22 protein-coding genes and 4 pseudogenes are annotated in these 22,781 nt (G+C 72.0%); 15 read left to right on the forward strand and 11 right to left on the reverse strand.

Annotation, left to right across the window (positions count from 1 at the left end; translation table 11 throughout):
- The first annotated feature begins 15 nt into the window (after positions 1 to 15).
- Positions 16 to 1,008 (forward strand): DUF3068 domain-containing protein, encoded by a 993-nt coding sequence (locus QHG49_RS26240; RefSeq protein ID WP_301491562.1) that lies wholly within the window; start codon positions 16 to 18, stop codon positions 1,006 to 1,008.
- Here QHG49_RS26240 and hrpB read toward each other — a convergent pair.
- Positions 998 to 3,559, reverse strand: coding sequence for an ATP-dependent helicase HrpB (gene hrpB, locus QHG49_RS26245; protein WP_301491563.1), 2,562 nt, complete (start codon positions 3,557 to 3,559; stop codon positions 998 to 1,000). The genes QHG49_RS26240 and hrpB overlap by 11 nt on opposite strands.
- Positions 3,560 to 3,617: 58 nt before the next feature.
- The gene (locus tag QHG49_RS26250; protein WP_301491564.1) at positions 3,618 to 4,589 is read right to left on the reverse strand and encodes a class I SAM-dependent methyltransferase; all 972 of its coding nucleotides are present in this window, start codon (positions 4,587 to 4,589) and stop codon (positions 3,618 to 3,620) included.
- A gap of 238 nt (positions 4,590 to 4,827) precedes the next feature.
- Between QHG49_RS26250 and rpsA the strand changes: the two genes are divergently transcribed.
- Complete coding sequence (gene rpsA, locus QHG49_RS26255; RefSeq protein ID WP_046426488.1) at positions 4,828 to 6,318, forward strand: 30S ribosomal protein S1; 1,491 nt, start codon at positions 4,828 to 4,830, stop codon at positions 6,316 to 6,318.
- Positions 6,319 to 6,480: 162 nt separating this feature from the next.
- Here the strand turns inward: rpsA and QHG49_RS26260 are convergent, their stop codons facing one another.
- Complete coding sequence (locus QHG49_RS26260) at positions 6,481 to 7,485, reverse strand: right-handed parallel beta-helix repeat-containing protein (RefSeq protein ID WP_370530510.1); 1,005 nt, start codon at positions 7,483 to 7,485, stop codon at positions 6,481 to 6,483.
- Positions 7,486 to 7,682: 197 nt separating this feature from the next.
- Here QHG49_RS26260 and QHG49_RS26265 point away from each other — a divergent pair, with 197 nt between their 5' ends.
- The 3 genes from QHG49_RS26265 (at position 7,683) to QHG49_RS26275 (ending at position 9,747) form a co-directional block, all read left to right on the forward strand.
- On the forward strand, positions 7,683 to 8,621 hold the full coding sequence (locus QHG49_RS26265) for a PAC2 family protein (RefSeq protein ID WP_145491468.1): 939 nt from the start codon (positions 7,683 to 7,685) through the stop codon (positions 8,619 to 8,621).
- 69 nt (positions 8,622 to 8,690) lie between these two features.
- Complete coding sequence (gene coaE / locus QHG49_RS26270; protein WP_301491565.1) at positions 8,691 to 9,317, forward strand: dephospho-CoA kinase; 627 nt, start codon at positions 8,691 to 8,693, stop codon at positions 9,315 to 9,317.
- A 49-nt stretch (positions 9,318 to 9,366) separates the two neighbouring features.
- Positions 9,367 to 9,747 (forward strand): tetratricopeptide repeat protein, encoded by a 381-nt coding sequence (locus QHG49_RS26275; RefSeq protein WP_037653237.1) that lies wholly within the window; start codon positions 9,367 to 9,369, stop codon positions 9,745 to 9,747.
- A gap of 26 nt (positions 9,748 to 9,773) precedes the next feature.
- On the opposite strand, the gene QHG49_RS26280 is transcribed toward QHG49_RS26275, so the two are convergent.
- Positions 9,774 to 10,103, reverse strand: a complete 330-nt coding sequence (locus QHG49_RS26280; RefSeq protein ID WP_301491566.1) for a DUF6343 family protein — start codon at positions 10,101 to 10,103, stop codon at positions 9,774 to 9,776.
- A 178-nt stretch (positions 10,104 to 10,281) separates the two neighbouring features.
- Here QHG49_RS26280 and QHG49_RS26285 point away from each other — a divergent pair.
- Positions 10,282 to 10,428: pseudogene (locus QHG49_RS26285) on the forward strand (SAM-dependent methyltransferase); the annotation flags it as partial.
- 142 nt (positions 10,429 to 10,570) lie between these two features.
- Here QHG49_RS26285 and QHG49_RS26290 read toward each other — a convergent pair.
- Entirely contained in the window at positions 10,571 to 11,203 is a 633-nt protein-coding gene (locus QHG49_RS26290) for an RNA-binding S4 domain-containing protein (RefSeq protein ID WP_301491567.1), read from the reverse strand.
- Positions 11,204 to 11,498: 295 nt separating this feature from the next.
- Here QHG49_RS26290 and QHG49_RS26295 point away from each other — a divergent pair, with 295 nt between their 5' ends.
- Positions 11,499 to 12,200 (forward strand): uracil-DNA glycosylase, encoded by a 702-nt coding sequence (locus tag QHG49_RS26295; protein WP_145491484.1) that lies wholly within the window; start codon positions 11,499 to 11,501, stop codon positions 12,198 to 12,200.
- A 51-nt stretch (positions 12,201 to 12,251) separates the two neighbouring features.
- On the opposite strand, the pseudogene QHG49_RS26300 reads toward QHG49_RS26295, so the two are convergent.
- Positions 12,252 to 12,446: pseudogene (locus tag QHG49_RS26300) on the reverse strand (histone acetyltransferase); the annotation flags it as partial.
- Between QHG49_RS26300 and QHG49_RS26305 the strand changes: the two are divergent.
- From QHG49_RS26305 to QHG49_RS26315, 3 genes are all read left to right on the forward strand, one after another.
- Positions 12,409 to 12,801 (forward strand): hypothetical protein, encoded by a 393-nt coding sequence (locus QHG49_RS26305; protein WP_370530511.1) that lies wholly within the window; start codon positions 12,409 to 12,411, stop codon positions 12,799 to 12,801. The pseudogene QHG49_RS26300 and the gene QHG49_RS26305 sit on opposite strands and share 38 nt — an antisense overlap.
- Before the next feature lie 88 nt (positions 12,802 to 12,889).
- Positions 12,890 to 13,534 (forward strand): DUF899 domain-containing protein, encoded by a 645-nt coding sequence (locus tag QHG49_RS26310; protein WP_301491568.1) that lies wholly within the window; start codon positions 12,890 to 12,892, stop codon positions 13,532 to 13,534.
- A gap of 201 nt (positions 13,535 to 13,735) precedes the next feature.
- Entirely contained in the window at positions 13,736 to 13,912 is a 177-nt protein-coding gene (locus tag QHG49_RS26315; RefSeq protein ID WP_167532194.1) for a hypothetical protein, read from the forward strand.
- A 44-nt stretch (positions 13,913 to 13,956) separates the two neighbouring features.
- On the opposite strand, the gene QHG49_RS26320 is transcribed toward QHG49_RS26315, so the two are convergent.
- On the reverse strand, positions 13,957 to 14,361 hold the full coding sequence (locus QHG49_RS26320) for a hypothetical protein (RefSeq protein ID WP_370530587.1): 405 nt from the start codon (positions 14,359 to 14,361) through the stop codon (positions 13,957 to 13,959).
- A gap of 440 nt (positions 14,362 to 14,801) precedes the next feature.
- Positions 14,802 to 15,389: pseudogene (locus tag QHG49_RS26325) on the reverse strand (ATP-binding protein); the annotation flags it as partial.
- 217 nt (positions 15,390 to 15,606) lie between these two features.
- Between QHG49_RS26325 and QHG49_RS26330 the strand changes: the two are divergent.
- The 3 genes from QHG49_RS26330 (at position 15,607) to QHG49_RS26340 (ending at position 17,621) form a co-directional block, all read left to right on the forward strand.
- Positions 15,607 to 16,467 carry a helix-turn-helix transcriptional regulator gene (locus tag QHG49_RS26330; protein ID WP_159700397.1) on the forward strand — a complete coding sequence of 287 codons (861 nt, stop codon included), beginning with the start codon at positions 15,607 to 15,609 and terminating at the stop codon, positions 16,465 to 16,467.
- Entirely contained in the window at positions 16,468 to 16,722 is a 255-nt protein-coding gene (locus QHG49_RS26335) for a DUF397 domain-containing protein (RefSeq protein ID WP_037653243.1), read from the forward strand.
- An 89-nt stretch (positions 16,723 to 16,811) separates the two neighbouring features.
- Complete coding sequence (locus QHG49_RS26340) at positions 16,812 to 17,621, forward strand: SAM-dependent methyltransferase (protein WP_145491495.1); 810 nt, start codon at positions 16,812 to 16,814, stop codon at positions 17,619 to 17,621.
- An 87-nt stretch (positions 17,622 to 17,708) separates the two neighbouring features.
- Here the strand turns inward: QHG49_RS26340 and QHG49_RS26345 are convergent, their stop codons facing one another.
- Both QHG49_RS26345 and QHG49_RS26350 read right to left on the reverse strand, forming a co-directional pair.
- On the reverse strand, positions 17,709 to 19,196 hold the full coding sequence (locus tag QHG49_RS26345) for a glutamate synthase subunit beta (protein ID WP_301491569.1): 1,488 nt from the start codon (positions 19,194 to 19,196) through the stop codon (positions 17,709 to 17,711).
- A 161-nt stretch (positions 19,197 to 19,357) separates the two neighbouring features.
- A complete protein-coding gene (locus tag QHG49_RS26350; protein WP_301491570.1) occupies positions 19,358 to 20,110 on the reverse strand; it encodes a DUF2293 domain-containing protein in 753 nt (250 codons plus the stop codon).
- 57 nt (positions 20,111 to 20,167) lie between these two features.
- On the opposite strand from QHG49_RS26350, the pseudogene QHG49_RS26355 reads away from it, so the two are divergent.
- Both QHG49_RS26355 and QHG49_RS26365 read left to right on the forward strand, forming a co-directional pair.
- Positions 20,168 to 20,425: pseudogene (locus tag QHG49_RS26355) on the forward strand (IS110 family transposase); the annotation flags it as partial.
- A 351-nt stretch (positions 20,426 to 20,776) separates the two neighbouring features.
- Positions 20,777 to 21,409, forward strand: coding sequence for a uridine kinase (locus tag QHG49_RS26365; protein ID WP_159700388.1), 633 nt, complete (start codon positions 20,777 to 20,779; stop codon positions 21,407 to 21,409).
- A 113-nt stretch (positions 21,410 to 21,522) separates the two neighbouring features.
- Here QHG49_RS26365 and corA read toward each other — a convergent pair whose 3' ends face one another.
- Positions 21,523 to 22,650: a magnesium/cobalt transporter CorA gene (corA, locus tag QHG49_RS26370; protein WP_145491506.1), complete on the reverse strand. Its 1,128-nt coding sequence runs from the start codon at positions 22,648 to 22,650 to the stop codon at positions 21,523 to 21,525.
- Positions 22,651 to 22,781 lie beyond the last annotated feature (131 nt).

Genomic DNA, 22,781 nt, shown 5'->3' on the forward strand with positions numbered 1-22,781 from the left:
GGGAGGGAAGCCGCGATGCGCCGCACGGCAAGCCTGATCCTGCTCGCCTGTGCCGTCTTCTGCGCGGCACTGTCCCCACTGACGCGCTGGTACGCCTTTCCACGCCTGGCCCGGATCCCCCCGGACCAGTACCAGGACGTCGTCCTGGAGGCCAGGAACGCGACCCTCCTCGACTACGGCACCCTGCGCGCGAAAAAGGTCCCCCAGGTCACCATCGTGCAGACCCTCAAGGGTGATGTGGCGGCCGCCGAGAGGATCGGGAGGACCGCGCACCGGCCGGTCGTCGTCTGGAACGCCCTGTCCTACGTCCAGGGGCCCGACGGCAGGATGGTCTCCGAGGTCCCCGAGCGCTACATCTTCGACGCCCACAGCCAGGCCCCCGTCCACGCCACCGGCGAGATGGTCGACGGCGACCCGGTCGAGCGGGGCGGCATCGAGTTCAAGTGGCCCTTCCTGACCCAGAAACGGGACTACGAGTACTTCGACGCGCAGACCCGCACCACCAGCCCCATCCACTACCAGGGCACCCGCGAGTTCCACGGCCTGAAGGTCTACCGCTTCGAACAGACCGTCCCCTGGACCAAGGTCCCCCTGCCGAAGTCCATGCCGGTCAAGGGCATCACCCCGCAGACCGTCGCCAGGACCGGCACCACCCGCTGGTACACCACGGTCCGCACGTTCTGGGTCGAACCCGTCACCGGCGCACCGGTTTACGGCGAGGAGATCCACCAAGAGGAACTGCGCGGCGGCACCCTGCTCGGCGGACGCGCCAGGGTCACCGCGTTCGCCGGGGACGTGAAGATGCGCGCGGACTACGTCGAGCACACGGTCGCCCTCGTCAAGCACAACCGCACCCTCGTCCTCGCGCTCACCTCCTACGTCCCCTGGGGCGCCCTGGCCCTCGGTCTGCTCCTGCTCGTCCTCTCCCTCGTCCTGGAGGCCCGCGCCCGCCGCCCCGGGGGCCCGGCACCCGCCCGGGCGGCGGAACCGCGGCCGGTCAGCGCCTGAGCCGCGCGTTGGTGTGCCGGGTGGGCTCGGCCGCCGCCGGGTCCTCCGGCCACGGGTGCTTCGGATAGCGGCCGCGCAGCTCGGCCCGCACGGCCCGGTAGCCGTCCCGCCAGAACGACGCCAGATCGACCGTCACCGCGGCGGGCCGCCCGGCGGGGGAGAGCAGATGCACGAGCAGCGGCACACCCGCCACGGACGGCGTCTCGCGCAGCCCGAACATCTCCTGGAGCTTCACCGCGAGCACCGGCCGCTCGGGATCCCGGTAGTCGATCCGGATCCTGGACCCGCTCGGTACGGTCATCCGCTCGGGCGCCAGCTCGTCCAGGCGCCCGGCCGCCCCGCTCGCCCAGGGCAGCAGCCGCGCCAGCGCCTGCCCGGCGTCGATCCGCGCGAGATCCGCCCGCCGCCGGGCCCGGCCCAGCTCCGGCTCCAGCCACTGCTCCGCGCGCGCGTGCAGCGCCTCGTCCGACACGTCCGGCCACGGCTCCCCGAGCCGGGCGCGCAGGAACGCCAGCCGCTGTCGCAGCACCTCCGCGTCCGGCGTCCACCGCAGCAGCGCCGGCCCCTCCTGCCGCAAACCTTCGAGCAGCGCCGCGCGCACCAGCTCCGGCGCGGCGTCCTTCAAGGGCCGCACCGTCAGCTCGACGGCCCCGAGCCGCTCGACCCGCCGGGCCACGACATCGCCGTCCGCCCAGCGCACCTCGTCCCGCTCGTCCGGCGCCGCCCCCGCCGCCGCCCGCGCCACCTCCTCCGACACGGCGGCCCCGAGCCGCACCCGGGCATGCCCCTTCCCGCCCGGCCGGTCGGCCACCGCCACCACGATCCACGGCGCCCCGCGCAACGCCGACCCCTCCACCACCTCGGCCCGCGTCCCGGACACCATGAGGTACGACCCGCCGTCCAACTTCCCGACCCGCTCGGGGAAGGCGAGCGCCGCGACCAGCCCGGCGAGGCCGTCCTCCCCGGCACCGGCCGACGGGACCGGTTGCGTGGGATTCCGCCCCCGGGTGCCCGGCCCGGCGTCCACCCGGGGGCGACCGTCCCGCGCAGGTGAGCCGGAGGACTCCGCCGCGAGGGACCGCAGCCGCCGTACCTCCGCCGCCCACCGCCCCGCGTAGCCGTCACCCCCACGCCGGGCGGAGCGCAACGCGCCCGCGAGATCGTCGCCGTACTCCCTCGGCACCTCCTCCGAGAGCAGCGCGACCACCTCCGCCCCCGCCCCCGACGTGTCCAGCAGCGCCCGCCCCAGCCGAGGATGCAGCCCGAGCCGGGAGAGCCGTACGCCGCGCTCCGTCGCCCGCCCCGCGGCGTCCACCGCGCCCACCGCCACCAGCGCGGAGCGCGCCGCCGCCATCGCACCGCCCGGCGGCGGATCCAGCAGCGCGAGACCCGAGGCGTCCGGATCCCCCCAGCAGGCGGTTTGAAGCGCGAACGACGTCAGATCGGCCACCTTGATCTCCGGCGCCGGGAACGCCGGCAGCCGGCCGTCCTCCGCCTCCGCCCAGCACCGGTACACCGCACCCGGCGCCTCACGCCCGGCCCGCCCCGCCCGCTGCCGCCCGGCCGCGCGCGACGCCCGTACCGTCGTCAGCCCGCTGAGCCCGCGCGCGTGATCCACCCGGGGCTCCCGGGCCAGCCCCGAGTCCACCACCACCCGCACCCCGGGCACGGTCAGCGAGGACTCCGCGACCGAGGTCGCCAGCACCACCCGCCGCCGCTCCCCGGGGGACAGCACCGCCTCCTGCACGGCCGCCGGCGCCCGCCCGTGCACCTGGAGCACCTCCACCCCGGCCGGCTCACCCAACTGCCCGGCCACCCGCGCGATCTCGCCGACCCCGGGCAGGAAACACAGCACGTCACCGTCCCGCTCGGCCAGCGCCCGCCGCACCACCGACGCCACATGCGCCAGCAGCGCGGGGTCCACCCGCATCCCGTGCGGCGGCCGCACCGGGCGCACCGGCGGCGCCCACACCACCTCCACGGGATGCGCCGTCCCCACCGCCTCGACCACCGGCGCCCCGCCCAGCAGCCGCGCCCACCCCTCCGCGTCCGTGGTCGCCGACGCGGCCACCAGCCGCAGCTCCGGCCGCAGCGCCTGCCGTACGTCCCACAGGAAGGCCGCCACCGTGTCGGCGTCCAGATGCCGCTCATGGCACTCGTCGAGCACGACGACGTCCACCCCGGCCAGCTCCTGATCGCGCTGGAGCCGCTGGAGCAGCACGCCCGTGGTCACGACCTCCACCCGCGTGCGCCGCCCCACGGACCGCTCGCCGCGCACCGTGAAGCCCACGCTCTCGCCGGGCCGCTCGCCCAGCAGCCACGCCATCCGCCGCGCCGCCGCACGCGCCGCGATCCGCCGTGGCTCGGCCACCACCACCCGCCGCGCCGGCCCCTCCCCGACCAGCCCCGCCAGCACCAGCGGGACCAGCGTCGTCTTGCCGGTGCCGGGCGGCGCCACCAGGACGGCGGTGCCGTCGGCCGCGAGCGCGTCGGTCAGGGCGGTCAGGGCGGAGCGCACGGGCAGCGCGTCCAGGGCGTCGTAACGGATCACGCCCCCAAGTGTCGTACGACGGCCGGACCCGCCCCACGCGTCCCCGATCGGGGAGGTTTCAGTCCCGCTCGCACACGAAGACGGCGGTACCCGGGATCAGGCTGCCCCGCAGCGGGGACCAGCCGCCCCACTCCGAGCTGTTCCAGGCCGGCCACTCCGGCTCCACCAGGTCCACCAGGCGGAACCCGGCGGCCACGATGTCGCGGACCCGGTCGCCCAGCGTCCTGTGGTGCTCCACGTAGACCGCCCGGCCCTGATCGTCCTGCTCCACATAGGGCGTGCGGTCGAAGTAGGAGGCGGCCACCGACAGGCCCTCGGGGCCCGGCTCGTCCGGGAACGCCCAGCGGATCGGATGGGTCACCGAGAAGACGAACCGGCCCCCGGGCCGCAGCACCCGCCGCACCTCGCTCAGCACCAGGCGCGGATCCGCCACGAACGGCAGCGCGCCGTACGCCGAGCACGCCAGGTCGAAGGCGCCGTCCGCGAAGGGCAGCGCACCCGCGTCCGCGCACACCAGCGGAAACGATCCACCGATGCGCAGCGCGTGCTGGAGCTGGCGGTGCGAGAGATCCAGGGCCACCGGACGGGCGCCCTGGGCGGCCAGCCAGCGCGCGCACTGCGCCGCGCCCGCCCCGATCTCCAGGACCTCCTTGCCCTTCAGCTCCTCCGGCGGGCCGAGCAGCTCGGCCTCCACCTCGTCCAGACCCTCCGGGCCCCACACGAACCGGTCGTCGCCGAGGAACGTGCCGTGCTCGACCTGGTACTCGTCCGCGTTGCGGTCCCACCAGCCCCGGTTGGCCCGGCTGCTCTCGGCGACATCGGCGTCACGGCGGGTGGCTTCGGGCTCGAACCCCTCGGGCTCGGGCCGTTCGGACTCTTGGATGATCGGCTCCCTCGTCGTAATCTTCCGTCCCGGCCCTCCGGACGGCGGTACGCCGTGGACGGCGGCGCACGGCCCTGCCGCGCGGTCCTGTGGGACATTTTGTGCCGGATGTACGGCGATCCGCCCCGGGTGTCCGCCGTCGCGCATTGACCCTTTCCGGCTGCCCCCGTATGCTACAAGTTGCGCTGCGGGCCTGCGCGCCTCAGACGTAGCAGGCTGCGCTCGCATCTGTATGTATGTCCCCTCGGTTCTCGAGGCGCCACCGGGCACCCGGTGTCCGTAAAGGTGGCGCTTCCTTGGCTGTCCGGTCTTCTGCAGAGCGAAACAGGCTCCCGGCGTAAGCAGTACCTACGACTTCAATGTCCGTACCGGAGCCCTTTCCCACATGACGAGCAGCACCGAGACCACCGCCACCACCCCGCAGGTAGCGGTCAACGACATCGGTAACGAGGAAGCCTTCCTCGCCGCGATCGACGAGACGATCAAGTACTTCAACGACGGCGACATCGTCGACGGCGTCATCGTGAAGGTCGACCGGGACGAGGTCCTGCTCGACATCGGTTACAAGACCGAAGGTGTCATCCCGAGCCGCGAGCTCTCGATCAAGCACGACGTCGACCCGAACGAGGTCGTGGCCGTCGGCGACGAGATCGAGGCCCTGGTCCTCCAGAAGGAGGACAAGGAAGGCCGCCTGATCCTCTCGAAGAAGCGCGCCCAGTACGAGCGTGCCTGGGGCACCATCGAGAAGATCAAGGAAGAGGACGGCATCGTCACCGGTACCGTCATCGAGGTCGTCAAGGGTGGTCTCATCCTCGACATCGGCCTCCGTGGCTTCCTGCCGGCCTCCCTCGTCGAGATGCGCCGTGTCCGCGACCTCCAGCCGTACGTCGGCAAGGAGCTCGAGGCCAAGATCATCGAGCTGGACAAGAACCGCAACAACGTGGTCCTGTCCCGCCGTGCCTGGCTGGAGCAGACCCAGTCCGAGGTCCGCCAGACGTTCCTCACGACCCTCCAGAAGGGTCAGGTCCGCTCCGGTGTGGTCTCCTCGATCGTCAACTTCGGTGCCTTCGTGGACCTGGGTGGCGTCGACGGTCTGGTCCACGTCTCCGAGCTGTCCTGGAAGCACATCGACCACCCGTCCGAGGTTGTCGAGGTCGGCCAGGAAGTCACCGTCGAGGTCCTCGACGTGGACATGGACCGCGAGCGCGTCTCCCTGTCGCTGAAGGCGACCCAGGAAGACCCGTGGCAGCAGTTCGCCCGCACCCACCAGATCGGCCAGGTCGTGCCCGGCAAGGTCACGAAGCTGGTTCCGTTCGGTGCGTTCGTCCGCGTGGACGAGGGCATCGAGGGTCTGGTCCACATCTCCGAGCTGGCCGAGCGCCACGTGGAGATCCCGGAGCAGGTCGTCCAGGTCAACGACGAGATCTTCGTCAAGGTCATCGACATCGACCTCGAGCGTCGTCGCATCAGCCTCTCGCTGAAGCAGGCCAACGAGTCCTTCGGCGCCGACCCGTCGGCCGTCGAGTTCGACCCGACCCTGTACGGCATGGCCGCGTCCTACGACGACCAGGGCAACTACATCTACCCCGAGGGCTTCGACCCCGAGACCAACGACTGGCTCGAGGGCTACGAGAAGCAGCGCGAGGAGTGGGAGCGCCAGTACGCCGAGGCGCAGTCCCGCTTCGAGCAGCACCAGCAGCAGGTCATCAAGTCCCGCGAGGCCGACGCCGCTGCCGCGGCCGAGGGCGGCGAGGCTGCGGCTCCGGCCGCGACCGGTGGCTCGTACTCCTCCGAGGGTGCGGACACCTCCGGCGCCCTGGCGTCGGACGAGGCCCTGGCTGCGCTGCGCGAGAAGCTCGCGGGCGGCCAGAGCTGAACGCCGGCCGCTGAGGCTTAGCAGTTAGCTGCTGAGGGGCTCCACCTTTCGAGGTGGGGCCCCTCAGGGTTTTCGGGGGTGCGGCTGCCGTGTTTCGGGTGCGGGTTCGTCGTGGCTTTTCGCGCAGTTCCCCGCTCCCCTAGGGGGTTGCGGTGGCCGGTATCAGGAGGTCACCCCGATGTTTGTCAGGCCCTTGCCGCCCGTGACCGTGTTCGAGGTGTAGACCGTCGTCTTGCAGGCCGTGGTGTCGTTGCTGACGTCGATGGCCAGCTGGGTGGGGCCCGTGGCGCCGGTCAGGGCGGACTTGTTGCCCTTGAAGACCGTGCCGCAGCCCCAGCCGGGCTGCTGGGTGTGGGTCTGGTAGCCGTCGTTGCTGGTGCGGGTGCCGGTGTTGTCCTGGACCAGGACGTCGTCGCCCTTCACATCGACCCAGGAGTCGTCGTAGTTCGCGCCGGTCAGGCCGCTGCCGTCGAAGGTGTTGCCGATGATCCGCGTACCGGTCGTGCCCTCCTTGACGTCGACGTTCTCGCCGCCCACGTCCGGGCCGATGGTGTTGTCGAGGATCTGGACGCGGTCGCTGCGGTCGGACAGGGTGTTGGCCGTGCCGACGTAGACGCCCTCGCCCATGCCGTCGCCGTCGTTCCCGGTGTCGTAGATCCTCGAGTTCCTGATCACGCCGTCCGCGCTGGAATCGCGGAAGTGCACGCCCTCCATGGCCAGGCCGTGCACCGTGACGCCGTCCACGATCACGCCCTGGGCCGCGTCGATCATGATGCCCTTCTGGCCTCCGGTCACGGTCAGCCCGCTGACCGTCCAGTAGGAGGCGCCGTCGAGATGCAGCCCGTAGCCGCCGCTCGCGGTGAGGACGGCCTTGGCGGAGCCGGTGAGGGTGATCCGGGCGGACGCCGTGGCCGGCGCGGTCGCGTTGAAGTCGCCCTGGTAGGTGCCGTCCGCGAGATGGATCGTGGCACCGGGCCGCGCGTTCGCGAGCGCGGTCTTCAGCTGGGCCGCGGTCGTCACCTCGACCGTCGAGGCGGCCATGGCCGGGGCCGGGCCGTAGAGCAGCAGACCACCGGTGACGGCGGCCGCGGCGAGCAGGGAGGTGAGCGGCATGGATATGCGCAGAGGGGTGCCTTCCTGTCCCAGGGACGATCTCTTGCGTGACATCGCGCGCTCTTGCCTGACATCGCGCGATCGCATACGTGAACCGCGGCCGTCATGGTGAACAGCGCACCGCGAAGGTACGAACCAGGTGACAGGGCGTCAAGACGGACCCCAGGAGATCGCTGATCAGCGGCGTGTCACGGGAATGACCCCGTTCCAGGGCGCGTTGTAGCGGAGGAACAGGAGGAGGAGCGGTCACAGTGCTTGATCCGCAGGGTTTGTACGCATGGGAGCCGAAGGGCCTCGCCGTGGTCGACATGGCGCTCGCCCAGGAATCGGCCGGCCTTGTCATGCTCTACCACTTCGACGGATACATCGACGCGGGCGAGACCGGTGACCTCATCGTCGACCGGATGCTCGACTCGCTGCCCCACCAGGTCGTCGCCCGGTTCGACCACGACCGGCTCGTGGACTACCGGGCCCGCCGGCCGCTGCTCACCTTCAAGCGCGACCGCTGGACCGACTACGAGACCCCGGCCATCGAGGTCCACCTCGTCCAGGACACCACAGGCGCGCCCTTCCTGCTGCTGTCCGGGCCCGAGCCGGACGTGGAATGGGAGCGCTTCTCGACGGCGGTACGGCAGATCGCCGACCGGCTCGGCGTCCGTCTGTCCGTGAACTTCAGCGGCCTGCCCATGGGCGTCCCGCACACCCGCCCCGTGGGCCTCACCCCGCACGGCAACCGTGTCGACCTGGTCCCCGGCCACACCAGTCCCTTCGAGGAGGCCCAGGTGCCCGGCAGCGTGGAGCAGCTGGTGGAGTACCGGCTGATGCAGGCCGGTCACGACGTCCTGGGTGTCGCCGCGCACGTCCCGCACTACGTCGCCCGCTCCCCGTACCCGGACGCCGCGCTGACCGTCCTGGAGGCCATCACCGCCGCCACCGGCCTGGTCCTGCCCGGCATCGCGCACTCCCTGCGCACGGACGCGCGGCGCACCCAGACCGAGATCGACCGGCAGATCCAGGAGGGCGACGAGGAGCTGACCGCCCTCGTGCAGGGCCTTGAGCACCAGTACGACGCGGCGGCCGGCGCCGAGACCCGGGGCAACATGCTCGCCGAACCGGTGGAGATCCCGTCCGCCGACGAGATCGGGCGCGAGTTCGAGCGCTTCCTCGCGGAGCGCGAGGGAGAGGCCTGAGCCCCGGCTTCCGCCGCCGTCCGGCCTCCGGTCCTGCCACTGTCGGTGGCAGGGCCTAAGCTTCCGCTCATGCTGAAAGTTGGCCTGACCGGCGGGATCGGCGCCGGCAAGAGCGAGGTGTCCCGGCTGCTCGTGGAGCACGGAGCCGTGCTGATCGACGCGGACCGCATCGCGCGGGAGGTCGTGGCGCCCGGCACGCCCGGCCTCGCCGCCGTGGTCGAGGCGTTCGGACCCGACATCCTCGCCGAGGACGGCAGCCTGGACCGGCCCCGCCTCGGCTCGATCGTCTTCGCCGATCCGGACAGACTCGCGGTCCTCAACTCGATCGTGCACCCCCTGGTCGGCGCCCGCTCCCGCGAGCTGGAGGAGGCCGCGTCCCCCGACGCCGTGGTGATCCACGACGTGCCCCTGCTCACCGAGAACGGACTGGCGCCGTTCTACGACCTCGTGATCGTCGTGGACGCGAGCCCCGAGACCCAGCTCGACCGGCTGATACGGCTGCGCGGGATGACCGAGGAGGACGCCCGCGCCCGCATGGCCGCCCAGGCCACCCGCGGGCAGCGGCACGCGATCGCGGACATCGTGATCGACAACGACGTCCCCCTGGATGCGCTGCGCAAGCGGGTCGACGCGGTCTGGGACGGCCTGGTGCGCCCGGCCCACACCGGCTCCGCAGCGGACCGGCCCGCGGAATAGCGGCCCGGGCAGGGGCGTTGAACCTCGGGAACGAGGGAAGGACTCTGCCGTGCCCGAGACCAGCGGTTCCCCCGGACCCACTCCGGAGACGCATGTCATCGACTTCCGTGCCGCCGAGCAACTGCTCCACGCGCGGGATCCGCGGGGTGCGGTGAAGCTGCTCGACGGAGTCATCGCCGCGCACCCCGAGAACACCGCGGCCCGGCTGCTGCGCGCGCGTGCCTTCTTCGCCGCCGCGCAACTACGGCCCGCCGAGCTGGAATTCACCATCGTCCTGGAGCGGGAGCCGGACAACGCGTTCGCGCACTTCGCCCTGGCCCGCACCTACGAGCGCCAGGGCCGCGCCGACCAGGCCAAGCGCCACTTCCGGCTGGCCGCGGCGCTGGACCCGAACCCGGAGTATCTGAAGGCGGCCCGTTTCGACGGCTGAGGCCGTGGCCGTGCGGGGGGCGTCCGTCAGGGGTGCCGGTGGCGCGGCGGCCGGGGGCACGAGGGGCCGCGCCGCGACAGCCGGGGGGAGCGGGCCCCGTCGTCGTCCGGCGGCTGGTACGGCGGCACGTTCCGGCCCGGCTGGTAGTGCGGGCCCTGCCGGAGGTGCCGGACGATCAGGGCCAGGTCGGCGGTGACGATCAGCAGCAGCACTCCGCAGGCGATCGCCCAGCCGGGGCGCCCGACGAGCGCGAACACCGCCGTGCCGAAGACCGCCCAGACCAGCCCCCACACGCTCAGCCACAACCGCGCCCGCAGAGCACTGCGCGCGGTCGCCGGTTCACTGCCCGTACGCATCGGATCACCACTCCTTCTTGCAACGTACTCTCCGCCGCGCGTCCCCGCCCGACGGTGGATCGCTCGAACGGGTGAACTGTGATCGAACGGGAACGGGAGGGCGAGGACGGGCCGTTCTCCGGGCATGACGGTCAAGACGCGTGAGGGATACGAGGGCACGGGCACGGGTGCGATCATCCCGGACGGCACCTGGACCCAGACCTTCCGCGCTCGTCCCCTGACGAAGGAACAGTTCGAAGCGGCGCTGGCGGAGGTGGGACTGGAGGCGGACAAGTACCTGACGCCGGACGGGACATGGGTACGGGCCGTGCGGACGCCCCGGTGACCCGGTAAGCGCCAGGGGTACGAGGTGAACGTGAGTGGGACGTGGTAACTGTCAGGGGGGCGCGGTGGGCGCGACGCGGACGCCGTGGCGGACGTCATGGCGGACGTCACGGACGGGGGAGGGGCGCGCCCGGTGTTGCCCGTCACCGGCCCCGGGGTCGTCCCTCCGGTCCGTTCATGTCGCTGCTGAATCCCGGCGGTGTGAGGCCGCGCAGACGTTCCATGTCCCGGCGGTCGCGCTTGGTGGGCCGGCCGGCGCCCCGGTCGCGGATCCCGACGGGGGCGACGGCCTCGCGGGGCGGCGGGGGAGGGGAGTTGTCGATGTAGCACTGCACGGCCACGGGCGCGCCGACCCGCTTGCGGATGAGGCGCTTGACGATCACGATCCGCTCCCGCCCCTCGTTCCGCAGCCGGACCTCGTCGCCCACCCGCACCGAGTAGGCCGGCTTCACCCGCTCACCGTTCACACGCACATGACCACCACGGCAGGCGGTGGCGCCCTGGGACCGCGTCTTGATCAGACGTACGGCCCAGATCCAGCTGTCGATCCGGACCGTCTCACCACCACCGGGACTTGCGGCCTCGGCAGCGGCGACCGCGGCGGCGACCTCGGGGTCCACGGCGGGGTTCACCGTGGCGCTCCCCGTGGGCCGCGCCCCGGGGTCCACCGGGCCGCCGGCCGAGGTACCGGCGTCCCCGGCGTCCTGGGCGGGTGCCGTCCCGGGCCGTCCCCCGGCGTCCCGGTTCACGTTCTCGTCCGCATCCTCGGAAGCCATGTCCCGACCCTAACGCCACGGGCCGGACGACCTGGACAGGTTTTCCGGGGGGTGGCCCGAGGGCTCACGGAAAGGGGGGCGCCGCCCGGATCGGCGCGTAGACGGGAGCAGACAGGAAGGGGGTGCCGTCCGGGTCGGCGCGCAGACAGGAGGGGGCGTCCGGGTCGGTGTGCGGAGGCCGGGATGGAGAGATCAGGGCGCGGGGAGAGGCCAGGCCGCAGGGAGAGGCCAGGACGGGGAGAAAGGCGCCAGGCCGTGGGCATGGGCGGCGGCGACCTGGGCATACGGTGACTCTATGGACGACAGCAGCCCCCTTGCCCGGTTGGACCGGCGGGTCACGGGCTGCCGGGCCTGCCCCCGGCTGGTGGAGTGGCGCGAGGAGGTGGCGGCGACCAAGCGCGCCGCCTTCGCGGACTGGACGTACTGGGGCCGCCCGGTGCCCGGCTTCGGGCCCGCCGACGCCCGGCTGCTGATCATCGGCCTGGCCCCGGCCGCGCACGGCGGCAACCGCACCGGACGCATGTTCACCGGCGACCGCTCCGGCGATGTGCTGTACCAGGCGCTGTACGACCTCGGTCTCGCCAACCGGCCCACCTCTCTCCACATCGACGACGGCCTGGAGCTGTACGGGCTCCGGGTCACCTCACCCGTCCACTGCGCGCCGCCCGCCAACAAGCCGACTCCCGGCGAGCGCGACACCTGCCGCCCCTGGCTGGTCCAGGAGCTGAAACTGCTGCGCCCGACGCTGCGGGCCGTGGTGGTCCTCGGCGCCTTCGGCTGGCAGGCGGCACTGCCCGCGTTCACCGAGGCCGGCTGGACGGTGCCCCGCCCCCGTCCGCCCTTCGGCCACGGCACCCGCGTCGCGCTCGACGGCCTGGACCTCTTCGGCTGCTTCCATGTCAGCCAGCGCAACACCTTCACCGGCAAGCTCACGCCGGAGATGCTGCGCGAGGTACTGGGCACGGCGGCGCGAACGGCCGGGCTGCCGGTGCGCTGAACCGCTCTCTCCGTCACCGGGCGCGCGCCGTGGTGAGCCGTTCCTCGGGGTTCAGGGCTGCCAGACGTACCGCACATCCGGCTCCCGCTCCTCGTTGCCGCTGCCGTCCGTGGACTCGGCGGCGAGGAAGCCGTGGCGTTCGTAGAAACGGTGCGCGGCCCCGTTGACCTGGAAGGCCCACAGGGTCAGCCCCTCCGGACTGCGCTCCTTGGCCAGCGCGACGAACCGGTCCCCGAGCCCCCGCCCGGCCGGCTACCCGGAGCCGCTGCGTCGTACCGCCGCCGGGCACTGGGGTGGCACCGCCCGCGCCACCCTCGGCTACGCCAAGGCCAACCACGCGCCCTGGGGCCGACTGACCGAGACCGCGGGCGCCCTGCCACTGCGGCTGCCCAGGCGGCCGACGCGGTCCTCGCGGCTCGCGGCTCGCGGCGAGTGGATCACCAACGAGAAACGGCTGCTGGAGCGGGCCGGGCTGCGGGAGTTCGACGAGGTGGCGGGCCGGCTGCGGGCCACCCCCGACGCCCTGGTCGCGGCCGTCGCCAGGGCGGAGGAGATCGTCGCCGGGGCGCTGCCTGCGACTCGGCGGACATCGCCGTCGTAAACCCACCGGAGAAAATCCCCGCCCGGGCGATGATTTCCGGGTCCGCCGCCGGTCACCACCTCGAACCGACCGTCGGACAGGAGGGCCCATGTCGTCACCGGAGATCGTCTCGCGCGAGCAATGGCGTGCCGCGCGCGAGGAGTTGCGGCGCCGGGAGGAGTCGGTCAGGCGGGAGCGCGCGGCACTCGGCGCCGAGCGGCGACGGCTGCCCATGGTCGAGGTCGACCCCGGCTACCTCTTCGAGGGTGGCGACGGCAAGGCCACCCTCCTCGACCTCTTCGGGGGCCGTTCCCAACTCGTCGTCCACCATTTCATGTTCGCCCCCGACCGGACGACCGGCTGCCCGTGCTGCGCCGCCTTCCTGGACCAGGTCGGCCACCTCGCCCATCTGCGCGCCCGCGACACCTCGTTCGCCGCGGTCTCCCGGGCGCCGTTCACCCGCATCCTGCCGTTCAAGGCGCGGATGGGCTGGACGGTGCCCTGGTACTCCTCGTCCCCGGGGGACTTCAACGACGACTTCGAGGCGACCGTGCGGGACGGCGGGGAACCGGTCGAGCGACCGGGCCTGAGCTGCTTCCTGCGCGAACACGACCGGGTCTTCCACACCTATTCGGTGTACGGCGCGGACCTGGACGAACTGGGCACCACCGCCGCCCTCCTCGATCTGACCGCCCTCGGCCGCCGCGCCGTCGGCAGCGAGGGGCCGCGTCTGCACGACGAGTACGACTTCTGACCCGCGGACGGTTTCGACCCAGACGGTTCTGCCCCGGGCGGTTCTGAACACGGACGGCACGCTTTGTGTCGATCGGTGACCGAATCGTCATGATCTGCACCGGAATCGTGTCATCCATGTCTCAGTCGGGTCACCGGGCGAGGCGTTCGGCCCCTCCAGCGCGTTGACTCCAGAAAGGACGACGCTTTGTGGAGGTGCGCGATGGTGACCGGGCGAACGGTGCTCGAACGCTTTCCCGCCGGCGGGCCGCGTGGATCGTGGCCCGCGGAGGAGTTCGCGCACGCGCGACGCAAGGAGGGCCTGCCCGCGGAGGTCGTCATGGACCTCACGACGGACACGTTCCTGGTGATCGTGCGGGGGAGTGAGGCGGTCGAGTGAGGCCGTGCGGCGACAGCGGGCCTTGCGTCGCGGTGACGGTGGGTCTACGCGGTGATGGTGCGCGACCAGTCAGGAGTCGTGCCCGTCGCCCGGCACAGCGCCAGGTAGAGCGGGATCGGCGGAGTGTACGGCGCCGAGCCCCCGGGCCGGTGGATCAGCCGGGCGGTGCCCCTGACCAGGGCGCCCGGAGCGTACTGGGCGGGCGCCGGCCACGGCAGGGCGTAGTCGGAGTCCGACGGGACGATCCACCACCAGTAGGCGTCGTCGGCGTACACACACCCCAGCCGCGGCAGCCGCGACACGACGTGCGGCCCGAGCCGGTCCGGCACCCCCACGGCGTCACAGCCGAGCGGCACCGTCATGCCCTCCGGCACCTGGAGCCGGTGGAGCGGCTGCACGCCCGGGCGGCGGCGCTGCAGCCGTACCAGGGTGTCCATCCCCATCCCCATCGCCCGCTCGGACCCGGCGGCCTCGGAACGGACGTCGAGACGCCTGCCGGAACCCCGGGCGCCGAGCCGCCCCCGGCCCGTCGCGCCGGTCACGGCCGCTCCCACAGACGCGGCTCGGGAGCCCGGTGCGAACGGCGGTCCGGCATGCCGTACCGCTCCTGCGCCCCGTGCCACCGGTGATCCGGGGTCCGCAGCGGGGGCCGCCCGGACGGCTCGTGCGCAGGATGCTGCGCCGGCACCCGGTGCGCGGGCTGTTCGAGAGTGCCCCAGAGTCGGTCGGTACCCATGTCACCGTCCATACCGTGGTCCGGGCCGTGGCCCTTGTCGTGATCCGTACCGAGGCCCGGACCGAGGTTCGAGCCAAGGCCCAGGCCGAAGCCCGGACCGTGACCCGAGTCGTGTCCCGAGCCGTGACCCATCCCGGGGCCCTCGGCCGGTTGGTCGCCGTCGGAGCCGTCCGAGCCGTCCGGCCGGTCCGGCTTGGGGCGGGCGGCACCCCAGCCCAGATCGTCGCGCGGCTCGGCACCTCCCGGCACCTCGCCCCGGCGAGCCAGCTCCGCCCAGACCAGCAGCCCGGAACCCTGCTCCTGCGCGCCCCAGGACCGGCACAGCGCCTCGACGAGGAGCAACCCCCTCCCGTGCTCCTCGTCGGGGCGCTGCGGGGACGGGTGGGGCTCGCCGGGGGCGCAGCCCTCGTCCCGCACGGAGATACGCACCCGGTCGTCGCGGTCGTGCAGCTCGCACACGACCCGCGTGCTCGCGGTGTGCACGATCGCGTTGGTGACCAGCTCCGATATGACCAGAGCCGCGCTGTCACAGGTGTCCGCGCACACCGACCAGCCGGTCAGCCGGGCATGCGCCAGGCGCCGCGCCCGGGCCACGGAACCCGGATGCGCGGCCAGCTCGAAACGGAACCGGCGCTCGACGGCGGCGACACCCCGAGGGGCCGCCGCCGCTGAGGCGCCGCGACCGGAACGGTCTGCGGCGGCGTCTGTTCCTAAAGGCGCGGACGGAATCACGCCTGCCACTATCGCCCCGCCGCGGACACTTGGCAAGGGTCACTCTGAAAATTGCAGAGTGCAGTGTGACTCGGTCAGGCGCCGTGGCACACTGCTCGCAACAGCACGTCGAGCGGCGCCAATTGGGTCCCTCGGGGGTCCGACCCGATCTCCGAGAGAGTCTTCGAACGGCGCCGCACGGCTGTCAGGGTTCCTTTGGCAGAAGGCTTTTGGTGGAGGTGGGGGCGTGAGTGAACCGCGGTCCGCGCCGACGGTGGGTCAGGTGGTCCTCGGGCGGCGTTTGCTGGACCTGCGGGAACGCGCCGGCCTGAAGCGCGAGGACGCCGCCCGGGTGCTGCGCGTCGCCCCCGCGACCGTCCGCCGCATGGAGATGGCCGAGGTCGCCCTCAAGATTCCGTACCTCCAGCTGCTCCTGAAGGCGTACGGCGTCCCCGACGAGGAGGCCGAAGCCTTCGTCCAGCTGGCCGAGGAGGCCAACCGCCCCGGATGGTGGCAGCGTTTCCACGACATCCTGCCGGGCTGGTTCTCCATGTACGTCAGCCTGGAGGGCGCCGCGAGCCTCATCCGCTCCTACGAGCCGCACTTCGTCCCCGGACTACTCCAGACCGAGGACTACGCGCGCGGAGTGCTCAGGTCCGGGGCGATCGGCGAGACCAGCCCGGACGACATCGAGCGCCATGTCGCGCTGCGCATGCGGCGCCAGGAACTCCTCCACCGCCCCGACGCGCCCCGGTTCTGGGCCGTGATGGACGAGACCGCCCTGCGCCGCCCCGTCGGCGGCCCCGAGGTGATGCGCGCCCAGCTCGAACGACTGATCGAGGCCGCGAGCCTGCCGAACGTGACCCTCCAGGTCGCGCCGTTCGAGAACGGCCCGCACCCGGGGACGTACGGGCCCTTCGTGCTGTTCCGATTCGCCATGTCAGAACTGCCGGACATGGTCTACAGCGAGTACCTGACCGGCGCCGTCTACCTCGACGCGCGCGCGGAGGTGGCGACCCACCTCGAGGTCATGGACCGCATGGCGGCGCAGGCCGCCACGGCACAACGCACGAAAGAGATCCTCCGGGATCTCTGCAAGGAGCTGTGAATGAAACACATCAAGCCGCGCGCCCGCGTCTACAACGGCATGCCCGCACGGGAGCTGGGCAGTGAGGGCTGGCACAAGCCCTGGAGCGGCGGCAACGGCGGCAACTGCCTGGAGGCGATGAAACTGGCCGACGGCCGTATCGCCGTACGCCAGTCCACCGACCCCGACGGACCGGCCCTGATCTACACCACGGACGAGATGACCGCCTTCATAGAAGGAGCCAAGGCGGGGGAGGCCGACTTCCTGCTCTCCTGACACGTGTCGCTTGTGTTGCTACTTGCTCGACTTCTCGTTTTTAAAACAGACTTGACTAACCATCACCACAGACGTGTACGGAGTTCCGCATGAGCGGGCAGGACCCGACGGCCGTAGAGATCGACACCAGCAAACCCCATCCCGCACGGATGTACGACTGGTATCTCGGCGGCAAGGACAACTATCCCGTGGACGAGGAGATGGGCCGCCAGATGCTGGCGCTCGAACCCCGCATCCCGGTCATGGCCCGGGTCAACCGCGCCTTCATGCACCGCGCCACGAGGTGGCTGGCCCACCAGGGCGTACGGCAGTTCCTGGACATCGGCACCGGCATACCGACCGAGCCGAACCTGCACCAGGTCGCCCAGGAGGTCGCGCCCGACGCCCGGGTCGTCTACTGCGACAACGACCCGATCGTCCTCGCCCACGCGGCCGCCCTGCTGCGCAGCACCCCGCAGGGCGCCACCGAATACCTCCAGGCCGATGTGCGCGACCCGGACGCGATCATCGCCGGTGCCCGCGAGGTCCTCGATCTGGAGCAGCCGGTCGCCCTCTCCATGATCGCCCTGCTGCACTTCATCACGGACGCGGACGGCGCCCACGACCTCGTCGGCCGCCTGTTGTCCGAACTGCCGTCCGGCAGCTACCTGGTGATGACCCACGCGACCTCGGACTTCACCCCCGACGAGTCCGTCACCGCCACCGACAAGCTCAAGGGCGCCGGCATCACCATCGCCCTGCGCTCCCGCGAGGAGTTCACCCGCTTCTTCGACGGCCTCGAACTCGTCGATCCCGGCGTCGAGATCGTCCACAAGTGGCATCCGGAACTCGGCGAGCCGGTGCCGGGTCAGGACGACGGGGTGATCCCCGGGTACGGTGCGGTGGCCCGCAAGCGGTAGGTCGTAAGCCCTGGTGAGCGTGGTGGGGGCGGCGCACGTCCACGGACGTGTCCGCCCGCCCCCCCGTTCGCCCCCGCGTCGGCCCGCTCACACCCGCATCGGCTTGTCCTCGGGTGAGATCGGCGCGGGCAGCTGCGAACTGCCCGTCAGATAACGGTCGACGGCCGCCGCCACCGCCCGCCCCTCCGCGATCGCCCAGACGATCAACGACTGCCCGCGCGCCGCGTCCCCGGCCGCGAACACCCCCGGAACGTTGGTCGCGAAACCGATGTCCCGGGCGATCATGCCCCGCGCGTCGAGCACCAGCCCCAGCTGCTCGACCAGCCCGTCCTCCCGGTCCGGCCCCGAGAACCCCAACGCGAGCAGCACCATGTCGGCCGGGATCGTCCGCTCGCTCCCCGGCACCGGCTGCCGCCGCTCGTCCACCTCCACCAGTTCGAGCGCCCGCACATGCCCGCCCTCGTCCCCCGAGAAACGCAGCGTCGACGCCGCGAACAACCGCGCGTCCGCGTCCGCCGCCGGCGCTGTCCGCAACTCACCCGCCTCCTCGTGCGCGGGCGACAGCCGGTAGATCTTCGGATACGTCGGCCACGGCTCCGCGTACTCGTCGCGTGCCGCCTCCGGTTGCGCGTAGATGTCCAGCTGGGTCACCGACGCGGCACCCTCCCGCACCGCCGTCCCCAGACAGTCCGCCCCCGTGTCCCCACCACCCACGATCACCACATGCCGGCCCGCCGCCGACAACGGCGAAACCGCCAGATCCCCCTCACCCACCCGGTTGGAGAGCGGCAGATACCGCATCGCCTGATGTATCCCCTCCAACTCCCGGCCCGGCACCGGAAGCTCCCGCCACGCCGTGGCACCCGTGGCGAGCACCACCGCGTCGAACCGCGTCCGCAACTCCGCCGCGTCGACATCCCGCCCCACCGACATCGAGGTACGGAACCTCGTCCCCTCGGCCCGCATCTGCCCCAGCCGCCGCTCCAGATGCCGCTTCTCCATCTTGAACGAGGGGATCCCGTACCGCATCAGCCCGCCGATCCGGTCGTCCTTCTCGTACACCGCCACCGTGTGCCCGGCCCGCGTCAGCTGCTGCGCGGCCGCGAGACCCGTCGGCCCCGAGCCGATCACCGCGACCGTCTTCCCCGACAACCGCTCCGGAGGCCGCGCCGGCACGAACCCCTCCTCCCAGGCCCGGTCGGCGATCGCGCACTCGACGTTCTTGATGGTGACCGCCGGCTGATTGATCGCCAGCACACACCCCGCCTCACAGGGCGCCGGACACAACCGCCCGGTGAACTCAGGGAAGTTGTTCGTCGCGTGCAACCGGTCGCTCGCCGCCCGCCAGTCCTCCCGCGCCACCAGATCGTTCCACTCGGGGATGAGATTGCCCAGCGGACAGGCCTCATGGCAGAACGGCACCCCGCAGTCCATGCACCGGTCCGCCTGCTTGCTGATGATCGGCAGCAGCGCCCCCGGCACATACACCTCGTCCCAGTCCCGCACCCGCTCCTCGACGGGCCGCCGCGCCCACTCCTGACGCGGCGTGGTCATGAACCCCTTTGGATCGGCCATGATCATCTTCCTCGCCTACGGGCACCCCGCACCGGCCACCCGACCGGCCCTGCGCCACCGGGCGGCACATATCGGCATTCTTCCGGCCACGATACGTCCGCCCAGGAGGCGGCGCAGGGCGGCGGGGGCGGGCGACGGGGGCGGGCGACGGGGCGGGGGGCTCACCGTCCGTAGCCGGGGGCGTCCGGCCCCGAGCCCTCGGCCTCTTCCTCGGCCTCTTCCTCGGCCTCTTCCCCGGCCTCCTGCCACGCCCGCAGCACACCCTCCACGGCAGGGGCGATCCGACGCCGGGCCTCGTTCCGCGGTACCCCGCTCATCAGCAGCTGGTCGTACGGCGTGTCCACATGCCGTACGCCCGCCACCACCGCCGAGATCACCGCGCCCTCGGACAGCGCCCGCCCCGCCGCACTGCGCCCCACCCGCCCGCTGCCCCGCACCGAGGCATGCGCCGCGATCGCCCGCGCCCGCTCCGCCGGGCAGCCCGGGAACAGCCGGAGGATCTCCGCCGCGAACGCCGCCGCGAACCGCTCGTCCGCCACCCCCCTGCGCCGCGCGTCCCGCGCCCGCCGCCGACGCCGAGCCTCCGCATCCGCCAGACACCGCTCCTCCGCACGGGCCAGCGCCGCCTCCTCCACGAGCACACCCTGCCGCTCGTACCGCCCCTTGCGCCGGTTGAACCGCACCACCACCGCCGACAACGCGCTCTCCTCCCGCGACCTGCGGGTCAGCGCCGTGTCACCACGCGGAAGAAGGACCAGATGGCCGAGATCGACGCAGCTCAGGCATCGAGGGGCGCCGTTCTCCATGACCAACAGGGACAGCGGACCGCGCCGGCAGGCGGAGCAGCGCTGGTGCTTGAGGGGCTGGATGACGACAAGGCCGTGAGTGGGGTGGGGAGTTGAGGGGATTCCCATGGTGGGGTTCTTCCCCGCAGCGGGTGCTGCCTCCCGTTCGGGTTTCCCCGACCCCCTCGCAGCTCGGGCTCATCGATCCGAGGCGAACAGCCCTCCAGAAGGGGAAACAAGCAGCTCGAACGAGCCTCCTTCCTCACTGCCTTCGCGGCCCTGGGAGACCCGTCATCGCGGGCCTGCGACGACAAGAAGATCGCCCAGGAAAAGAGTCACGCCCAAGCCCTGCTCTGCCTCGCGAGGCGCTGAGCCGCTGTCCTCCTCGCCACGCCCCGCGACGGAACCCTCTGCGAACCCCAGCCGTCGGCCGCACTCGCCTGACCTGCGGGTCTGCGAAGAGAACGCCTCGATCGGCCTCTATGCCGAAGCCGAGCACCGGATGGCCGTTGTCGCCTTCCGGCCCCATCGGCACCGACTTGCCCCCTTCTCCACGACAAGATCAGAACCGCCTGCCAGTCCCTCCACCGAGGTATTCGGGAGACGCATGTCCGACAACGACCCCATCCAGTCCGGGTCGATGAAGCACTTCACGTCATCCCACAGCAGGTCGGCCACCCCGCGTCTGCGCCCAGCTCGCCGACCCACCGCACTCCGATTCCCCTCAATGAAAGGCAATAGGGGCGCCCTCCTCCCCTCGCCCCCGCCCCCGACCGCACCCGGCATCATGGCCCTGTGCGACTCGAAGCGATCACCTGGGACCGGCTCGCCGAACTGCTCGCCGACCGGCTGGCCGGAATGGAACCGGCCGACGGTGGCGCGTGGCTGCGCGTCGCCCTCGACGGGGCCCCGGCCGCCCGTCCCGGGGACCTGGCCGAGCGGGTCGGCGAGGCGCTCCGCGTGCGCGGCCGGCCCTCGCTGGTCGTCGGGGCAGAGGGCTTTCTGCGCCCCGCTTCACTGCGCCTGGAGCACGGACGGCGCGACGCGGAGTCGTACTACGGCGGCTGGCTGGACACCGGCGCTCTGTGGCGAGAGGTGTTCGGCCCGCTCGACCCCGGCGGCAGCGGCCGCGTCCTGCCCGACCTGTGGGACCCGGCCACCGACCGCGCCACCCGCAGCCCGTACGTCCAACTCCCGCCCGGCGGCGTCCTGTTGCTCCACGGCCCCCTTCTGCTGCGCCACTGGTTCCCGTTCGACCTGACCGTCCACGTCCTCCTGTCCCCGGCGGCCCTGCGCCGCCGTACTCCCGAAGCCGACCACTGGACGCTCCCCGCCTTCGAGCGCTACGACTCCGAGACCGACCCGGCCGCCACGGCGGATGTCCTCGTCCGCGCCGACGACCCACGCCACCCCGCCTGGCGCGGCTGACCCCGACGGCCCTCCGACGGCACCGCACCGAGCCCTCCCCGCCGCGCGTACCGGACCATCGGCACCCGCCCGTCGCCCCGCGGGCCCCGCCGGTCGGGGCCGGCCGTCGCGGCTCAGAGCCAGCCGTTGCGGCGGAAGCCCCGGTACAGCGCCAGGCAGGCCGCCGCCATCACCGCCATGGCCAGCGGATAGCCGAACCGCCAGTGCAGCTCCGGCATGTGGTCGAAGTTCATGCCGTACACCCCGCACACCATGGTCGGTACGGCGATCACGGCCGCCCATGCCGTGATCTTCCGCATGTCCTCGTTCTGCGCGACCGTCACCTGTGCCAGGTGCGCTTGGAGAATGGAGTTGAGCAGTTCGTCGAAGGCGGCTATCTGCTCCTTGGCCCGGGTCAGATGGTCCAGCACATCCCGGAAGTACGCCTGTATGTCGGGGGCGACGACCCGCAGGGGCCGGGTGGCCAGATCCTCCACGGGGCGGGCCAGCGGCATCACCGCCCGCTTCAGCTCCAGCAGTTCACGCTTCATCTGGTAGATGCGCCCCGGGTCGAGCCGCGCACCTCCTTCCGAGAACACCTCCGTCTCCACCTGGTCGATATCGGCCTGCACCGCGTCCGTCACACTGAGATAGCCGTCCACCACATGGTCAGCCAGCGCGTGCAGCACCGCCGCCGGGCCCTTGGAGAGCTGGTGCGGGTGCGACTCCAGCTCCTCGCGCAGCGGCCCCAGCGAGCCGTGCCGGCCGTGCCGCACCGTGATGACGAAGTCCTCGCCGACGAAGGCCATGATCTCGCCGGTGTTCACCACCTCGCTGGTCGCTGTCAGCCGTTCGTGCTCGACGTAGCAGACGGTCTTGAACACCGCGAACAAGGTGTTGCCGTAGTGCTCCAGTTTCGGCCGCTGATGGGCCTCGACCGCGTCCTCCACCGCGAGCGGGTGCAGATCGAACAGCTCGGCGACGCCCGCGAACTCGCGGTCCGTCGGCTCGTGCAACCCCAGCCAGACGAAGCCCTCGCCGGTCTTGCGGACCATCCGCACCGATTCCAGCAGGTCGGTGCACTGCGGTACCCGTATGCCGTCCTGGTACGTCACGCAGTTGACCACGGAGGAGCCCAGGGGCGAGCGGGCGGGATGGCTCAGGTCCACGCGCGGCCGCCGCCGGGCCAGCTGTGCGACCTTGCGCAGGCCGCCGGCCGTGCCCAGCTTCGTGACCTTCCGCAGATTCCCTGCCATGGACATCTGCATCTCCTCGCGTGGATCTCCCCGTGCAACGCTTTCGCGCCCTGGCCCGAAAGTGTGCCAGTCCTGAGCAAAGAGCGGGCAAGCCTGTGGGAACACGACGTTCCGCTTTGTTCCTGCCTGTGGAAAAC

It is taken from the genome of Streptomyces sp. WP-1 (genome assembly GCF_030450125.1).
Classification (GTDB): Bacteria; Actinomycetota; Actinomycetes; order Streptomycetales; family Streptomycetaceae; genus Streptomyces; species Streptomyces incarnatus.